This window comes from Microbulbifer sp. MKSA007, assembly GCA_032615215.1.
Taxonomy (GTDB): domain Bacteria; phylum Pseudomonadota; class Gammaproteobacteria; order Pseudomonadales; family Cellvibrionaceae; genus Microbulbifer.
In genome coordinates this window covers 5115001-5130342 of the sequence record CP128433.1, presented here as the reverse complement: position 1 = coordinate 5130342, position 15342 = coordinate 5115001, and the positions used below count along the sequence as shown (strand labels likewise).

At 51.1% G+C, this 15342-nt stretch carries 17 protein-coding genes; 9 read left to right on the top strand and 8 right to left on the bottom strand.

Going from position 1 to position 15342, the window contains the following annotated elements:
- Positions 1-172 precede the first annotated feature (172 nt).
- The 5 genes from QT397_25795 to hutC form a co-directional block, all read right to left on the bottom strand.
- Entirely contained in the window at positions 173-673 is a 501-nt protein-coding gene (locus QT397_25795; protein WNZ56204.1) for a hypothetical protein, read from the bottom strand.
- Between the two features lie 94 nt (positions 674-767).
- On the bottom strand, positions 768-1100 hold the full coding sequence (locus QT397_25790) for a hypothetical protein (GenBank protein ID WNZ56203.1): 333 nt from the start codon (positions 1098-1100) through the stop codon (positions 768-770).
- Between the two features lie 280 nt (positions 1101-1380).
- The gene (gene hutH, locus QT397_25785; GenBank protein ID WNZ56202.1) at positions 1381-2931 is read right to left on the bottom strand and encodes a histidine ammonia-lyase; all 1551 of its coding nucleotides are present in this window, start codon (positions 2929-2931) and stop codon (positions 1381-1383) included.
- Positions 2932-3198: 267 nt separating this feature from the next.
- Positions 3199-4875 (bottom strand): urocanate hydratase, encoded by a 1677-nt coding sequence (locus tag QT397_25780; protein WNZ56201.1) that lies wholly within the window; start codon positions 4873-4875, stop codon positions 3199-3201.
- Between the two features lie 89 nt (positions 4876-4964).
- Positions 4965-5675, bottom strand: coding sequence for a histidine utilization repressor (hutC, locus tag QT397_25775; GenBank protein ID WNZ56200.1), 711 nt, complete (start codon positions 5673-5675; stop codon positions 4965-4967).
- A gap of 187 nt (positions 5676-5862) precedes the next feature.
- On the opposite strand from hutC, the gene QT397_25770 reads away from it, so the two are divergent.
- The 6 genes from QT397_25770 (at position 5863) to QT397_25745 (ending at position 11460) form a co-directional block, all read left to right on the top strand.
- Complete coding sequence (locus QT397_25770) at positions 5863-6255, top strand: hypothetical protein (GenBank protein ID WNZ56199.1); 393 nt, start codon at positions 5863-5865, stop codon at positions 6253-6255.
- Positions 6186-7091 carry an imidazolonepropionase gene (gene hutI / locus QT397_25765; protein WNZ56198.1) on the top strand — a complete coding sequence of 302 codons (906 nt, stop codon included), beginning with the start codon at positions 6186-6188 and terminating at the stop codon, positions 7089-7091. The genes QT397_25770 and hutI overlap by 70 nt, the downstream gene beginning before the upstream one ends.
- Before the next feature lie 480 nt (positions 7092-7571).
- Complete coding sequence (locus QT397_25760; GenBank protein WNZ56197.1) at positions 7572-8687, top strand: heparan-alpha-glucosaminide N-acetyltransferase domain-containing protein; 1116 nt, start codon at positions 7572-7574, stop codon at positions 8685-8687.
- Between the two features lie 287 nt (positions 8688-8974).
- The gene (gene hutG, locus QT397_25755) at positions 8975-9937 is read left to right on the top strand and encodes a formimidoylglutamase (protein WNZ56196.1); all 963 of its coding nucleotides are present in this window, start codon (positions 8975-8977) and stop codon (positions 9935-9937) included.
- Between the two features lie 130 nt (positions 9938-10067).
- Positions 10068-10967 carry a LysR family transcriptional regulator gene (locus tag QT397_25750; protein WNZ56195.1) on the top strand — a complete coding sequence of 300 codons (900 nt, stop codon included), beginning with the start codon at positions 10068-10070 and terminating at the stop codon, positions 10965-10967.
- Positions 10968-11058: 91 nt separating this feature from the next.
- Positions 11059-11460: a RidA family protein gene (locus QT397_25745; protein WNZ56194.1), complete on the top strand. Its 402-nt coding sequence runs from the start codon at positions 11059-11061 to the stop codon at positions 11458-11460.
- 42 nt (positions 11461-11502) lie between these two features.
- Here QT397_25745 and QT397_25740 read toward each other — a convergent pair whose 3' ends face one another.
- The 3 genes from QT397_25740 to QT397_25730 form a co-directional block, all read right to left on the bottom strand.
- Entirely contained in the window at positions 11503-12522 is a 1020-nt protein-coding gene (locus QT397_25740; protein WNZ56193.1) for an alpha/beta hydrolase, read from the bottom strand.
- Between the two features lie 30 nt (positions 12523-12552).
- Positions 12553-12975 (bottom strand): organic hydroperoxide resistance protein, encoded by a 423-nt coding sequence (locus QT397_25735; protein ID WNZ56192.1) that lies wholly within the window; start codon positions 12973-12975, stop codon positions 12553-12555.
- 265 nt (positions 12976-13240) lie between these two features.
- On the bottom strand, positions 13241-13684 hold the full coding sequence (locus tag QT397_25730) for a MarR family transcriptional regulator (GenBank protein WNZ56191.1): 444 nt from the start codon (positions 13682-13684) through the stop codon (positions 13241-13243).
- 174 nt (positions 13685-13858) lie between these two features.
- Between QT397_25730 and QT397_25725 the strand changes: the two genes are divergently transcribed.
- From QT397_25725 to QT397_25715, 3 genes are all read left to right on the top strand, one after another.
- Positions 13859-14362, top strand: a complete 504-nt coding sequence (locus tag QT397_25725; GenBank protein ID WNZ56190.1) for a sigma-70 family RNA polymerase sigma factor — start codon at positions 13859-13861, stop codon at positions 14360-14362.
- Entirely contained in the window at positions 14359-14946 is a 588-nt protein-coding gene (locus QT397_25720) for a hypothetical protein (protein ID WNZ56189.1), read from the top strand. The genes QT397_25725 and QT397_25720 overlap by 4 nt, the downstream gene beginning before the upstream one ends.
- A 62-nt stretch (positions 14947-15008) precedes the next feature.
- Entirely contained in the window at positions 15009-15332 is a 324-nt protein-coding gene (locus tag QT397_25715) for a superinfection immunity protein (protein ID WNZ56188.1), read from the top strand.
- Positions 15333-15342 lie beyond the last annotated feature (10 nt).

Below are 15342 nucleotides of genomic sequence, written 5' to 3'. Positions count from 1 at the left end.
AATAGCTGTCATTGAGATGTATAGCGCGCCAATTTGTTAAAAGTGGCGACAGTGAGCTTGGATGGTGAGGCTATTTAAGTGGGCGGTTGCACTGAGGTTGGCGATTAACTTACCCCGCTGCGTCTTTTGATGGTTTGCTACAGCGGGGTTAGTTACCTAATAAAGCTTGGAGTTAGCGTCTACCGCGATGGTGTCCACCGCGAACACGATAGTGGCCTCTATGGCCCCGGTAGCCGCGATAACCGCCGCGGTGATAACTTCTATAGCCTCTGTGATGGGCCCGGTAGCGGGCGTGGGGTGACCGAGGATAATAGAAACGGTTGTAGTAGGGCATTCCGCGATAGTAGTAGCGAGCCCGGTAGCGAGGGTGGCCGCGGAATGATGCGGATCGGTAACTGGCGTAGCCACCGCGGTAATAGTAAGTATTCACCGGAGTGAAACCAACGGTTTGGTAAACCGGTGTCCTGTAGGAAGTTAAATAGATATTACTCGAAGCGTAATAGTTGGGCGTGGCATAGGGATAAGCGTAGGAGGAGGTGTAAGCGACTTGCCCTCCACTAGGGCCACCGTAACTGGTGTAGGTGGTGTAGTAACCATCGGTGGCACAGGCACCCAGGGCTAGGGCTGTGCACACCGTGGCGGTGAGAATCACCGTTTTAACAGCTCTATTCATAGTGCTTTCTCCGGTAAGTGGAATTTCCCCCGGAGAGGCCCGGCAGGGGCCAAGCCCCTAGGCGCGCCAACTAGGCGAGCACAGAATCTCAGGTTTAGTAAGGTCTTGCGCGCGGCGGTGGATCGACAATTTGATACTGGGTATTTACAACCGCAGGCGGTCTTAGGCGATAAAAGTTGCCGTCCCAGTAGAAGTTACAGTGCTGCATATTGTGACAGGTGCCATCCGGGTGGCAGTGGGCATAGCGACCACGCAGGTTGTAATACGTCTTGTTGTAATAAGGGCTGTATCCGTAATAACTGGCGGAACAATCGTTGCCTCCGCAAGGATAGCCGGATGTTCCATTACAGGCCGACAGAGCCAGTCCTGCTGCGATGGCGAGCGCACAACCTGAGCCTCGCAGCAATCTAGTGGGCAGCGGTTTCATCAAGACCTCCACACCTATTGGCTGGTAACACTTCTACATTCAGCCTAGCATTTTTGGCGCGTGAATCATCACGGGGCAGAGTAAATGTTCTAGCAAAGCTGAATACCGAGGCAGGTCTGTATTGGTTGATGGAAACTCTTCAGTTTCGATTTGATAGACCTACTTGTTCGGAGTCAAAAAAGGTAAGGTCGGCAGGCGGGTGAAACCACTAAAAATTCACGCATTGTGAGAAAAATGGTTCTCTCGCAATGCGCAAATCAAGCCGTGAAGGCTCTTTAACTTAGTGACTGATGGGCAGGAGATTGGGGTTTATTGACTCTAAGTAGGCGCCGCTGCTCAGCAATTGCTTCGCCTCTTCAATATCCGGGGCAAAGTAGCGGTCCTTGTCATAGAAAGGTACTCGGGCGCGCAGTTTTGCCTTGGCGGCCTCCAGTTTTTCCGTGGATTTTAACGGCGCGCGGAAGTCCAGTCCCTGGCAGGCAGCGAGTAGCTCCACCGCCAGGATGCCACAGGTATTGTCGGCCATATCCCGCAGGCGACGGCCAGCAAAGGTGGCCATGGATACATGGTCTTCCTGGTTGGCGGAGGTGGGCAGTGAGTCCACGCAGGCTGGGTGCGCCATGGATTTGTTCTCACTGGCAAGCGCCGCTGAGGTGACTTGGGCGATCATAAAGCCGGAGTTCACCCCGCCATTTTCCACCAGGAAGGGAGGCAGGCCGGATAGGTTGCTGTCGATCAACAGCGCCATGCGACGCTCGGATAGGGAGCCGATTTCTGCCAATGCCAGCGCCAGGTTGTCGGCGACCATAGCAACAGGCTCCGCGTGGAAGTTACCGCCGGAAATAATGTCGGAGTTATCCGGATTTTCCTCGTCGGTAAATACCAGCGGGTTATCGGAAACACCATTTGCCTCGGCCAACAATACTTCGGCAGCGAAGCGCATCTGCTGCAGACAGGCACCCATTACCTGGGGTTGACAGCGCAGGGAGTAGGGGTCCTGCACTTTTTCACAGAACTGGTGGGAATCACCGATCTGGCTGGTTTCACCAAGCAGGTCCCGATAAATTGCCGCTACGTCGCGCTGAGCCTGTTGGCCGCGGGCGTTGTGAATACGATCATCGAAGGGGCGGCGTGAGCCTTTGGCGGCTTCCAGGGTAATGGCACCGGTTACCAGGGCGCCGGCGAACAAGTCTTCACTGGCGAACAGGCCGAGCAGGGCAAAGGCGGTAGAAGCCTGGGTGCCGTTTAGCAGGGCGAGGCCCTCTTTGGGGGCCAGGGTAATGGGCTCTAGTCCCGCGGCTTTGAGGCCTTCGTGAGCACTCTTGCGCTCGCCCTTGATAAATACTTCCCCTTCACCGAGAAGTACCACGCTCATATGAGCCAGCGGCGCCAAATCGCCAGAAGCGCCGACAGAACCTTTCTCAGGGATAGCGGGGTAGACACCGGCATTGACCAGTTGCATTAAAGCTTCGATGACCTGCGGGCGCACGCCGGAGAATCCGCGCGCGAGCGAGTTGATTTTCAACACCATCAGCAGGCGCACGGTGGCTTCACTCATAAAGTTGCCGGTACCGGCGGCATGGCTCAGAACAATAGCGCGCTGCAGGTTTTCCAGGTCGTGCTTTTCAATACGGGTGTTGGCCAATAAACCAAAACCGGTATTAATTCCGTATACCGTGCGCCCTTCGGTAATAACCTGGGCAACAGTGTGGGCAGAGGCTTCAATAGCGGGGTAGGCGCTTTTCGCCAGGGACAGCTGCACCGACTCGCGGGCTACGCGGCGCAGTTGCGCAAGGCTCAATTGACCGGGATCGATTTCCAATTGATACATAAATTCATTCACCAAAAAATATTTACTGCTTAGCAGGCTGTTGAAAAACAGCCTGCGCGGGCGGTGCGAAAGCGCCTGCCGTAAAATCAAGCACTGCAAATGCCTGATTTGAGTGCCCATCTTTGTGGACATGTGCCGCAAAGATGGCTTGAAAAAGTTGCTTGTTGGCTTTTTCAACACCCTGTTAGGCGCCGGCGGCGCAGCCCGATAAAAATTATTCGAGCTGTAAAAGATTTCCGCCGGCGGTATTTTTATTGCGGTAAAAAATCAGTCGTTCAGCATAGGCAGGTCCAAGCCCTGCTCTTTTGCGCATTTTTTTGCGATCTCGTAACCGGCATCGGCGTGGCGCATTACGCCGGTGGCGGGATCATTCCAGAGAACCCGCTCAATACGTTTGCGCGCAGCTTCGGTACCGTCACAGACAATGACCACCCCAGAGTGCTGGGAGAAGCCCATGCCTACGCCACCACCGTGATGCAGGGATACCCAGGTAGCGCCGGAGGCAGTGTTCAGCAGAGCATTCATCAGCGGCCAGTCGGAGACAGCGTCGGAACCATCTATCATGGCTTCAGTTTCGCGGTTGGGGCTCGCTACAGAGCCGCTGTCGAGGTGGTCGCGGCCGATCACTACCGGTGCTTCCAATTCACCATTGGCTACCATCTCGTTAAATGCCAGTGCCAGGCGCGCGCGATCTTTCAGGCCCACCCAGCAGATACGTGCGGGCAGTCCCTGGAAATGAATCCGCTCGCGGGCCATGTCGAGCCAGTTGTGCAGCTGCGGATTGTCGGGAATCAGTTCCTTAACCTTGGCATCGGTCTTGTAGATATCTTCCGGGTTGCCGGACAGGGCCGCCCAGCGGAAAGGACCGACACCTTCGCAGAACAGAGGGCGAATATAAGCGGGTACAAAACCGGGGAAATCGAAGGCATTTTCCACACCTTCCTCAAGGGCCATCTGGCGAATATTGTTGCCGTAGTCGAGGGTTGCGGCTCCGCGCTTTTGCAGCTCCAGCATGGCTTCAACCTGAACCGCCATAGACTGTTTGGCTGCCTTTACTACTGCGGCTTCATCTTTCTTGCGCATCTCCGCTGCGTATTCCATGGTCCAGCCCTGGGGCAGGTAGCCATTTAAAGGATCGTGAGCGGAAGTCTGGTCGGTAACCGAATCCGGCAGAATATTGCGTTTTACAATTTCCGGGAAAATATCTGCTGCGTTGCCCAGCAGGCCAACGGAAATGGCTTCGCCTTTTTCCATCGCTGCTTCAATCATTTGCAGGGCTTCGTCGAGGCTGGTGGCTTTTTTGTCTACATAGCCAGTGCGCAGACGGAAATCGATACGGGTTTCGTCGCACTCTACTGCGATCATGCTGAAACCGGCCATCGTCGCCGCCAGTGGCTGAGCGCCACCCATGCCGCCGAGGCCACCGGTAAGAATCCATTTGCCTTTCGCTTCGCCATTAAAGTGTTTGCGTGCGATGGCGGCAAAGGTTTCATAGGTACCCTGGACGATGCCTTGGGAGCCGATATAAATCCAAGAGCCGGCAGTCATCTGGCCGTACATGGCCAGGCCTTTTTTATCCAGCTCGTTAAAGTGTTCCCAGTTGGCCCAGTGGGGTACCAAGTTGGAGTTGGCAATTAATACCCGGGGTGCATCGGCGTGGGTTTTAAAGACTCCGACAGGCTTGCCGGACTGCACCAGCAGGGTTTCGTCGTCTTCCAGGCGCTTCAGCACTTCGACAATCTTGTCGTAGCACTCCCAATCCCGCGCGGCGCGGCCGATACCACCGTACACCACCAGGTCCTCCGGGCGTTCAGCTACCTCGGCGTCCAGGTTGTTCATCAACATGCGCAGGGGAGCTTCGGTGAGCCAGCTTTTGGCATTGAGCTCACTGCCGCGAGGCGCGCGGATTTTGCGGCTGGGATCGTGGCGTTTGTCGGTAGACATAGCTTCCTCGTCAATTTTTCTCGTAAAAAAATTCACACGTCCCGGATTTGATTGTTTCTTTTCCCAGGGCGCGCGGGATAAATCAATAACTAGAATCTCAGTTGTGCACCGAGGCGGTATCGATTGCCTGGGTGAACCAGGCGCGCGAAGCTCACGGTGCCGGCACTGCATTTAGTGCGCCGCCAAACCTGGAGGCACGCATCTCCGGGGGCAATTTCCAGAGCGTGGGCGATAGCGGCTTCCGCAGCTATGGCCTCGACGGTTGTATCGGCCTCGGTCAGCGGTGCGACTTTGGAAAGATAGGCGTTGGGGGTGGTGTGGGCGAAGTCCTGGTCCAGGTAATCTGGAGCCAAGGCTGGATTGGTAAACCGCTCTTCCCACTGCACCGGCAAGCCGTTGTCACAGTGCACAATAATGGAGTGAAACACTTTTGCCTGTTCGGGCACTTCCAATGCCAGGGCTACATCGGCGCTGGCGACACAGGGCTGAGCTAACAGAATGCGGTTGCTGTAACTGTGCCCCCGGGCCGAGATCTCGTCGGCGATATTGCGCACTTCCAACAGTGAGCTGGCGGGCACCGGCTCGGCGACAAAAGTACCCAGCCCCTGGGAGCGCATCAGAACGCGCTCATCGGTTAACTCGGTGAGTGCCCGCCTTGCGGTCATCCGGCTCACACTGAATTGCTGTGCCAGTTGGTTCTCCGAGGGCACCTGGGAGTGAATTGGCCACTCGCCAGACTCAATTTGTTGGCGGATATGGCGCTTGATGGCCGCGTATCGGGGTTCACTTGCAGTATTCATAGACTCAGGTACAGTGCTTCCGTGGCTTGTATATTGTTGTATATACAAGAATAGTTACGGCTACTATGGTTTCCCTGCTGCGGGCTGTCAAGTCGAAGAGGGGAGCTGTATCCTGCCCGTTACTGGTTTGTCGGTCATCGGGCCGAGCATCTATGGTTTAAAAGGAAAAGCGTGCCGCTAAAAGCTTATGTCAGAACGCTGTGATTTGCTGATTACCAATTTGAATGCCGCCACAATGGACCCATCCATTGCCGGTGGTTACGGTGTTATCGAGGATGCTGCAATTGCGGTAACCAAAGGTCGGATCGTTTGGATTGGTCCCCGCCGGGATCTGCCCGAGTGCACCCCAGACCGCATTGTTGATGGCGAAGGTCAATGGGCAACTCCGGGCCTGATCGATTGCCACACGCATCTCGTATATGGAGGCCATCGCGCAGGGGAGTTTGCCCGTCGCCTGGGGGAGAGAGTTACGAAGAAGTGGCTCGCTCTGGCGGGGGTATTATTTCTACCGTGCGGGCGACACGGGGTGCCAGTGCCGAGAACCTGTATAAGTTGGCTGAGCCCCGTCTGCACGCCCTGATGGCCGAAGGCGTTACAACCGTGGAAATTAAATCCGGTTATGGCCTGGACCTGGATACTGAACTAAAGCAATTGCGCACCGCGAGACGCCTGGCGCAACACAACTCAGTGGAAATAGTAACGACCTGTCTGGCAGCTCACGCTCTGCCACCGGAATACGACGGTCGTGCCGATGAATATATCGACCTTATCTGCGAGCAGATATTGCCCGCTGTAGCCCGCGAGCAACTGGCCGATGCCGTGGATATGTTTTGCGAGACGATTGGATTTACTGTCGATCAGTGCCAGAGAGTTATCGATGCAGCGAAAAAACTGGACCTGCCAGTAAAAGTGCACGCCGAGCAGTTGGCGCGTACAGGGGCTACTGAAATGGCGGCAAAGTCCGGGGCATTATCGGTAGATCATATTGAATACATCAGCGATGCGGATGTCCGGGCCATGGCGGAAAGCGGCACCGTGGCCGTCCTCCTGCCGGGTGCTTTCTATACGCTGCACGAAACCCAGGTTCCGCCTATTGAAAAGTTACGCGAGGCAGGGGTTTGTATGGCATTGGCTACAGACCTTAATCCCGGGAGTTGTCCAATCGCTTCCCTGCGTTTGATGATGAATATGGGTTGTCAGTTGTTTGGCTTAACTCCGGCAGAAGCTCTCGCAGGCGTTACCCGTGCAGCCGCTCGGGCATTGGGTTTATGTTGTTCTCGCGGTGTACTGCGCGAGGGGCTGCGAGCAGATATTGTTCTTTGGCCGATGGATACCCCGGATCAGCTCGCTTATGAAGTGGGCGCCTTAAAGCCTGCAAGAATTTTCCTGGAGGGGCGCGATGTCACAGCTTGCTGATATGCAACTGAGAATCGGGGATGTTGATTCTTAGGGTGGATGTACATCGGAATTAAGGATAAGTTGGTGCTAAATGAGTAACAATATTATCAACAATTTTTATAAGGTTTTTGCGCCCATTATTATCCGAGATTTGGAATGTTGATCTCTGTTTAGCGTCTATCGTGGGCTTTATTTTTAATTCATGGATATCGCTTTATATTTATACTGGGCGGCACTTTTTAAAACTGCTAGCCAATGCCTCAGCGTTGACTGATAAATAGGGCATACTAAGGATTTGCAAGCCCTTTAGATCTACAATCGGAATAAATAAGCGGTCCCCTCCTAACATTAATGATCAGGGGGCTGTAACCGATAAATAAGTAATAAGGATTTTTATATACCTTACATTTTCACAGGAAGTGCATCTTGCCTTTGCAATATCTCTATATCAGTTAATGCACACTAAATTCATTACTCTAAAGCTAGGAGCTCTTGAAAATGAGTAATTCCAGTCTTTCAGGAGCAGTGGTGCTCCCGCAAGAAAATCCTCGTATTTTGGCCTTTGATCTGACCCGAGGCATTGCCGTACTGTTTATGATTGCTATTCACGTCTTATATCATTATGGACGAACAGACGTGGCAGACAGTGCTATTGGTGTTGCTATCCAGGTATCTGCGGGAACTCCGGCAGCTTCAGTGTTTATGCTGATTATGGGTATTTTCATTGGCTATAGTTCGAAGCCGAGTCTGAAACAGGATTTGTTTCGTGCTGCTGGTCTTTTTGCAATAGGGTATTTACTTAATTTCGCCCGTGGCACAGTGCCTATGTGGCTTTCTTTACAGTTTGGTCTTGTCACACAAGAGCAACTGGGAGAATACACACCGCTGAGTGAATTTCTTATGGTAGATATTTTCCAGTTTGCTGGCCTTGCGCTCGCTATTTGTGCACTAGTCAGGCACTTCTTGCCTCATCCTATATACTGGCTCGCTGCGGCAGCTATCGTAGCATTCGGCTCCTCACTCGTCTGGGATATCGGCAGTAACTCCGTTGTTATTGACGAAATTTTACAGTTGTTTTTTGGCAATAAGCGCGAAGGGGTAATGTTCCCGTTATTTTCCTGGCTTGCCTATCCCCTCGCAGGCATGGCAGTTGGCTACTGGTTTAAAAATACAAAAAATATAGATGTATTGTTCTCACGCAGCATATGGATTGGCTTAACCCTAATGAGCATAGGTGGCCTTCTAATCATGTTGAATACGCGATACTTTTTTGCCGAAAACATGAGAGGTGGCCCAGGTCTAATTATTCTGCTTATTGGCTATACTTTCCTTTGGCTTTGGATTAGTAATTTCCTCTTAAACAAAGTAAAGAACAGAAAGCTCATTGACGTAATGGTGTTTTGGGGTAAAAACATAACTCCGTTCTATATCGCTCAGTGGTTGATAATTGGATGGGGATTAATGTTAGTTGGTTCCCAGCAGCTTGGTATGGCCAGTACGTTAACAGCAATGTTTATCGTACTCCTGCTTTCTCATTTTGGGACTCGAGCTTGGGTTAATTTCCGTTCCCATAAAGGGAAAGCTATGGAGCAGCCTGCAGCGTCTGCTGTATAGTACCGACATGCAACACGTGTTGTTGAAAAATGCGGCACGTTAGTGTTGTAGAAGCGCAACTTAAATGCTTCTTTTTCGTGACAAATTTTAAGGTACTCGCAGAGGGCATTGCTTGATCGTCTACTTCCAAAAGTATCGGCAGCTCTCGCGTTGGGGCTTTACAGTTCCCATAGCCCACTGTGCGAAGGTTTGCGCGCGCATATTGCGCACGGCCAATGGATATTCCGGTTCAACTTGCCTACAAAGTGGGGGCTTGAAGCCAATAAAGATCTTCCTCGGAGGTATTGATGTTACAGCTTGCTGATATGCAGTTATGGAGTGGTCGCACCGACTCTGAGGATGGACGTGCAGGTGAGCGCTGGCACCAGCGGATTTCACCTTTGCAATTGGATGACCCTCCCGGCCTGACTATTCTCGGCTTCGCTTCTGATGAGGGTGTGCGTCGAAATAAAGGGCGAATTGGCGCGGCCAAGGGACCGAGAATATTGCGTTTGGCCATGGCGAATTTGCCGGCAACTTTTGATGCGCCCTTATACGATGGGGGTAACGTCAGAGTCGAACGGGAAGACTTGGAGTCTGCCCAATCGCTATTGGGTGCCCGTATCAATGAGTTGCTCGGTGCCGGTCACTTTCCTCTGGTATTGGGAGGAGGCCATGAAATTGCTTTTGGCAGTTATCAGGGGATTGCCCGCTGGATGCGCGAGCATCACCGCGAGAGCAGTCTAGGTATTATCAATTTTGATGCGCATTTGGATTTACGCACACCTGCGCCAAAGGGGTCATCGGGTACGCCATTTTTCCAGATTGCAGAGCAGTGCAGGATAAATGGCCGCGAATTTAATTATCTCTGTGTGGGTGCGGCGGATAACGCTAACACACCTGCTCTCTATCAGAGAGCTGATGAATTGGGTGCCCAGGTTATTCGGGACCGTGAAATCAGTAGTTGGAATCTGAATACAGTTCAGGCGCGAATCCGCGACTTTATCGAGAAGGTGGATTTTGTCTATCTGACGGTATGTCTGGATGTATTGCCGGCGGCAGTAATGCCAGCGGTGAGTGCCCCCTCTGGCAGGGGAGTTTCCATGGAGTTTTTGGAAGTCTTGCTGGATACCGTTTTGGAATCCAATAAAGTTTGTTTGGCGGATATCGCTGAATTTAATCCTTATTTCGATATTGAGGATCATGGTGCGCGTACCGCAGCCCGCTTAGGTTTTCAAATTGCAAATCGTGCGGCCAGAAAAATTCCCTGAGTATTTGTAATAATACAGCGCGGCCACTATGGCTTTGGAGGTCGCGTTAACTTCAGTATTAGAAACCACTATTTTAATCCTTATCCACAGCCGTAAGTGACTGGCAGAAAGCTCCGCTTTTGCAGTTGATATGATCAAAGATCTTGAAATTAATCACTTAAAAACCCTGGAAATACTATTCAGGGTTGAAAGTATCTCCCTTGCCGCAGAGCATCTGCAGGTTTCGCAGCAAGCTATCAGTTTGCAACTGAAGAAGATTAGAAAAATAGTTGGGGATGATCTATTTGTGCGTACTGGGCATGGGATGGCTCCCACCAGTTATGCAAAATTTATAGAACCACAGATTCGACAGGTGCTGACGTTACTCAGTGAGATTCCCGCTCCGGGCTCTCTTGATTCAAGCCAGACTTCCCGGACCCTGGTGATCTCTGCTACAGATTACGCGCAAAAAGTGGTTGTTGCCGAGTTGATCCAAAGGGTCAGGCAATATGCGCCGAAAGTGAAATTTATTGTCACTAATATTGAAAGCGTCTCGCTCACCCAGAAAATGCATCAGGGAGAAATTGACTTAGCTTTCACATCAGCGGGGTATGTGCCTGATGGAATTAATACACAGGTGCTCTTTAATGAGCGTTATGTCTGTGTATCGGCTAATCCTATGTATAGTTTAGATGAGTTGGTCCCTATTGATCAGTTGATGCAATCTGATTTTGTGATTACATCGCCAGGGATTGGAGGCTTGCGCGGTTCAGCCGATCGTTGGCTAGAGGGGCAAGATCTAAAAAGAGAGATTGTTGTTTCGGCGCCCTCTTTTTATATAGCCCAGGAGTTCTTGAAAAGGACGGATGCCCTGGCCTTTATTCCCTCTAGGTTGATGCCTTGTGAGGGCTTGGTGGAAATTACCTTGGACAAGTATCCACCTGGCTACGAAGTTGTAGCCGCCTTTCATCCCCGAGTGGAAAATGATCCATTGGTAAGTTGGATTCTCAATGATCTGCACCAACGATTTTCTAAGTCAATAGCTTCCTGATTGTATCCGTAACAAGCTTTACTCCATAGCTTTGGCAAAGCTGCCTTTCTACTATGATTTTTTTAAAAGCTAGAAAGCATACAGGTCTGTTATGAGTATTCTGAATATTAATCCTTCTTCACTTTATGATGGCAGTTCTTCCTGCCTATCCCACGCCCGAGTCGATACCAAAACAGGCTTGGTATTTGTATCGGGTCAGGTGGATTGGGATAGTAATTGTGAAGTTAAAAACATAGGGGTTGGTGCTCAGGCGGAAAGCGCCATGCAAAACTTATTGACAGTATTGGATGAGGCCGGATCGTCGGTAGAGAACCTTTTGCAGTTACGTATCTATGTGCGTGGAGAAGTTAGTGAGCATCTGGGGGAAATAGTCCCCGTGCTATCTAAATATTTGGGTACTACTCGCCCGGCAATCACGGGGGTGGGAGTCATATCCCTGGCGTCGCCAGAGACATTGATCGAAATTGAGGCAGTGGCCAAAACGCTACTTTAAGTACCTGAATAAAAAAGCCCCGCATTGCAGGGCTTTTAAGTTTTACTTGAGGTGTTCCCTAAGCTCGGAGCCTGCTTGATCAAGAGCATCCTGCACTGCGGGCACGTCACTCAGGGCATTTAGTAGGCCGTAGTCGTGAATCATGCCGTTATAGCGAACAGCGGTTACGGTCACACCAGCTTCGTTAAGTTTGCGGGCGTAAGCTTCGCCTTCATCTCTCAGCACATCCATCTCAGCAGTCTGCACCAGAGCGGGAGGCAAGCCGACCAACTGGGATTTGCTTGCGCGCAGAGGTGAAGCATAGATCTCGTTGCGCTGTTTGGGGTCGGTAGTGTAGTTATCCCAGAACCACTTCATCATATCTCGTGTCAGGAAGTGATCCTGGGCGAACTGCTTGTAAGAAGCGTTGTTGAAGTTGGCATCGGTAACCGGCCAGAGCAGCAGTTGGAATTGCAGATCCGGTGTTCCTTTCTCTTTCGCCATCAAGGCAACCACGGCTGCCATATTGCCACCGACACTGTTACCGGCCACGGCAAGACGGGAACCGTCGACACCGATCTTTTCGCCATTCTCCGCGACCCACTGGGTAGCCGCATAAGCCTGGTTAATTGCAGTCGGGTACTTGGCCTCTGGAGATGGGGTGTAAGCCACATATACCGCAGCGGCGCCGGAGCGTTGAACCAGATCGCGGATCAAGCGTTCGTGGGTTGGGTAGTCACCCAAGACCCAGCCTCCGCCGTGGAAATACATAAAGGCGGGAATCTGGCCCCGGGTGTTTTTCGGTTTAACGATAGTCAGTTCCAGCTTTTCGCCATTAACCGTAATGGTTTTCTTGCTGACTTCAGCGGGCGGCAATTGCGCACCCTTTTGGGCTTCGACCAGGACGGCGCGGGCATCTTTCGGTGATAGTTGCTCAATGGGTTTGCCGCCACCTTGCGCCAGTGCTTGAAGGAACCCCTGGGTATTTTTCTCAACACCAGGGGAAATAGAAGCAGACGCAGAAGTCATACCAAGAGCAAAGAAAAGGGGTAGTGCCAGCTTGGAAACTTTTAAGCCATTCATAACGGATACCTTCAATTCTCTACCGGTTGCTTAAGAAGATATGTGCAGGCGCACATCAACATTGCCTCGGGTTGCATTGGAATAAGGGCAAACTTCATCGTGAGCGGTGTTGGCAATTTTTTCTGCCGTCGCTTGATCCAGGCCGGGAAGATCGATATAGAGGTCAATATCCAGACCAAACCCCTTACCCTGGGGACCGATTCCAACTTCAGCGCGCACAGTGGTTTCTTCCGGGACTTTTACTTTCTCTTTACCGGCGACAAACTTAAGAGCGCCAATAAAGCAGGCAGAGTAACCCGCAGCAAACAGTTGCTCTGGGTTGGTGCCATCGCCACCGGGGCCGCCAAGCTCTTTGGGAATACTGAGCTTGACGCTTAACTTTCCATCTGATGATTGAGCTTCGCCATCACGGCCGCCATTTGCCGTTGCTACTGCGGTGTAAACTGTTTGCATTAACCTGTCCTCATTGATGTGTGTTTGTCTGTCAGAAGCCGCCTGGAATGGAGTCCAGTCCTTTTCCCGCTGGATTTATTGAGCTGGGGGTAGTAGTCCGGATTTCTAAGTCAGCTTCTAAACAGTGCGTCAGCTTGGACGCCAGATAAAGTTATTGCGATAACTATTGTTGCGATAATTAAATATCGCTATAAGGACGATAGCTATAACAAATGGAGCCAAAGCGGGGGCCCCGCTAATGGCGGGGCGATAAAAGAGGGGAAGATCAGGGGTTCGCTAAATATTGGCGAAGCGTCTCTATTTGCGTCTTTAGCGCCCGTGCAGACTGAGGATTCAAGCCACAGGCATTCAGCACTTGAGTGGGAATTGAAGCAGCCTCTTTTTGCATCGACCTACCGGCATCAGTCAGCTCGATAATGACTCGACGCTCGTCCTCCGGGTCTCGGTGGCGGTTGATCAGCTTTTGATTCTCCAGTCGTTTGATAACTGGCGTTAGGGCACCTTTATCCTGGCCAAGCCGCAGACTCAGCTCCGTAGCGGTGATTCCGTCGTCTTCCCAGAGCACCAGCATCATCAAGTACTGGGGGTAGGTTATTCCCAGTGTCTCCAATAGAGGCTTGTACATCTTGCTCATTGCCAGGGAGGCAGAATACAGGCTGAAGCAAAGTTGGTTATCGAGTTTTTGGTCTTCGTTTATGGACTTGGCCATAGGCACACCCTACTTACCGGTGGCAGTTTTGCGCCAGTGTAGCGCAAGTATGGACTTACCACGCTCCTTCATTGTTTCAGAACCGACACATACTGCCAATCGAGAGCAGCGAAACTTTTTGTAAGGTTTTATTTGAAGCCGGTACAGTAATTTGCATAGACGATGGAGTGGCCGGTGGAATTACGGGATCAATTATTTCAACAAGCGACTACGGAATATACCGAAGGGGTTTCCCGGCTGGTACATAGCTATGTGCGATCAAAAGCCGAGCATGATGATCTGTTACAGGAAATCTGGCTGGGACTCTGGCGGGCCCTGCCGACATTTCGCGGTGATGCCAGCTTAAAAACCTTTGTATATCGTATCGCACATAACCGCTGTGTGACCGAGCTGACCCGTAGAAAAACTTATCATGGGAGTGATGATGAATTACTGGAGCTTGAGGACCACCAGCCGGGCCCCGCAGAGCGATTGGTAGCCGAACGCAAGTCTGAACAGCTGGTTCGTGCAGTGCAGAAATTACCCTTAGGACTCCGGCAGACATTGACTCTTCGCCTGGAAGGCCTGAGCTATGCGGAAATCTCTGAAGTTCTGGGTATTACCGAGTCCAATATTGCAGTGCGGCTCAACCGGGCAAAAGAGCGTCTCAATATCTGCCTTTTGGGAAGTGAAAAATGAATGAATCAGACACAGAAAAACAGTGGCTAGAGCTGGAAAGTATCTGGAAGGGGCAACAGACCAGCGCAGAAATCCCAATTACAGCGCTGAATTGGGTGCGTCGCCAGGAGCGACGAATGCGATTGGTGGTCGCTTTTGAATATCTTTTTGCAATAGCTGGGGTAATCTATTTGCTAGGAGTAATTCTTGCGAAGAACTACCCAGATACCATGTACCGAGTAGCTTTTGTTATTGCGACGCTCGTTTCGGCAATAGTATTTTCGACAGTTAATCGGCGAGGTCTTTGGGCCCCGCTAGAAGAATCGGCTAAGGCCTATGTTGAATTAGGTCTGCTGAGGCTTAGGCGAAAACGTCGAGAAGTTTATTTCAGCTGGTTATTCCTGGTCCTGCAAATATTTATTATCAGTTTGTGGGAACTTAGCAGGTTTCTTCGTGGAGCGACGGAACCTTTGGTCCGTAATCCTCAAGAAGCACTCATAGTATTGTCTGGGTTGGTTGTAGCTCTCGCTTTATATAGTTTTTATATTTATCGGCGTACAGAAAAAGAAGAGAGAGTATTAACTAGCTTCCAGGAAAATTTATAAATTAACTGTAAAGAAAAAAATCCTGACGGGACTACAAAGGGGAATACATATAAAACGAAGGATTGAATAATGTTTACAGATATGGAGCAATTGCTAAGTGGTTTTTCAGCGTTTCTAAGCGAGTTAAATCTACTCAAAGCTTTCCTGTTTCTTGTTTTCTTCTTGTTTTCTGGTTTCTTCCTGCATTGATTGCCTTTTTCCTCAATCGGAAGCACTTCGGAAAGATCTTAGTAGCTAATGTTCCCGCCGGTCTTTCCTGGTTGGCATGGTTTGCGTTACTGGCTTGGGCTGTTACCGGAAAAATACGTAGTAAGAAAGGAGAAGTAAGTGAGTGCGCAGGTGTGCAGGGAGAACGCCCTGCCGCTGGTAAGCCTATAAGTAAATGAGTGGATGTTT

Bases quoted from the DNA above. Each gene is read 5' to 3' on its own strand.
- QT397_25795 (WNZ56204.1), bottom strand. From the start codon at position 673: ATGAATAGAGCTGTTAAAACGGTGATTCTCACCGCCACGGTGTGCACA.
- QT397_25790 (WNZ56203.1), bottom strand. From the start codon at position 1,100: ATGAAACCGCTGCCCACTAGATTGCTGCGAGGCTCAGGTTGTGCGCTC.
- hutH (WNZ56202.1), bottom strand. From the start codon at position 2,931: ATGTATCAATTGGAAATCGATCCCGGTCAATTGAGCCTTGCGCAACTG.
- QT397_25780 (WNZ56201.1), bottom strand. From the start codon at position 4,875: ATGTCTACCGACAAACGCCACGATCCCAGCCGCAAAATCCGCGCGCCT.
- hutC (WNZ56200.1), bottom strand. From the start codon at position 5,675: ATGAATACTGCAAGTGAACCCCGATACGCGGCCATCAAGCGCCATATC.
- QT397_25770 (WNZ56199.1), top strand. From the start codon at position 5,863: ATGTCAGAACGCTGTGATTTGCTGATTACCAATTTGAATGCCGCCACA.
- QT397_25760 (WNZ56197.1), top strand. From the start codon at position 7,572: ATGAGTAATTCCAGTCTTTCAGGAGCAGTGGTGCTCCCGCAAGAAAAT.
- hutG (WNZ56196.1), top strand. From the start codon at position 8,975: ATGTTACAGCTTGCTGATATGCAGTTATGGAGTGGTCGCACCGACTCT.
- QT397_25750 (WNZ56195.1), top strand. From the start codon at position 10,068: ATGATCAAAGATCTTGAAATTAATCACTTAAAAACCCTGGAAATACTA.
- QT397_25745 (WNZ56194.1), top strand. From the start codon at position 11,059: ATGAGTATTCTGAATATTAATCCTTCTTCACTTTATGATGGCAGTTCT.
- QT397_25740 (WNZ56193.1), bottom strand. From the start codon at position 12,522: ATGAATGGCTTAAAAGTTTCCAAGCTGGCACTACCCCTTTTCTTTGCT.
- QT397_25735 (WNZ56192.1), bottom strand. From the start codon at position 12,975: ATGCAAACAGTTTACACCGCAGTAGCAACGGCAAATGGCGGCCGTGAT.
- QT397_25730 (WNZ56191.1), bottom strand. From the start codon at position 13,684: ATGGCCAAGTCCATAAACGAAGACCAAAAACTCGATAACCAACTTTGC.
- QT397_25720 (WNZ56189.1), top strand. From the start codon at position 14,359: ATGAATGAATCAGACACAGAAAAACAGTGGCTAGAGCTGGAAAGTATC.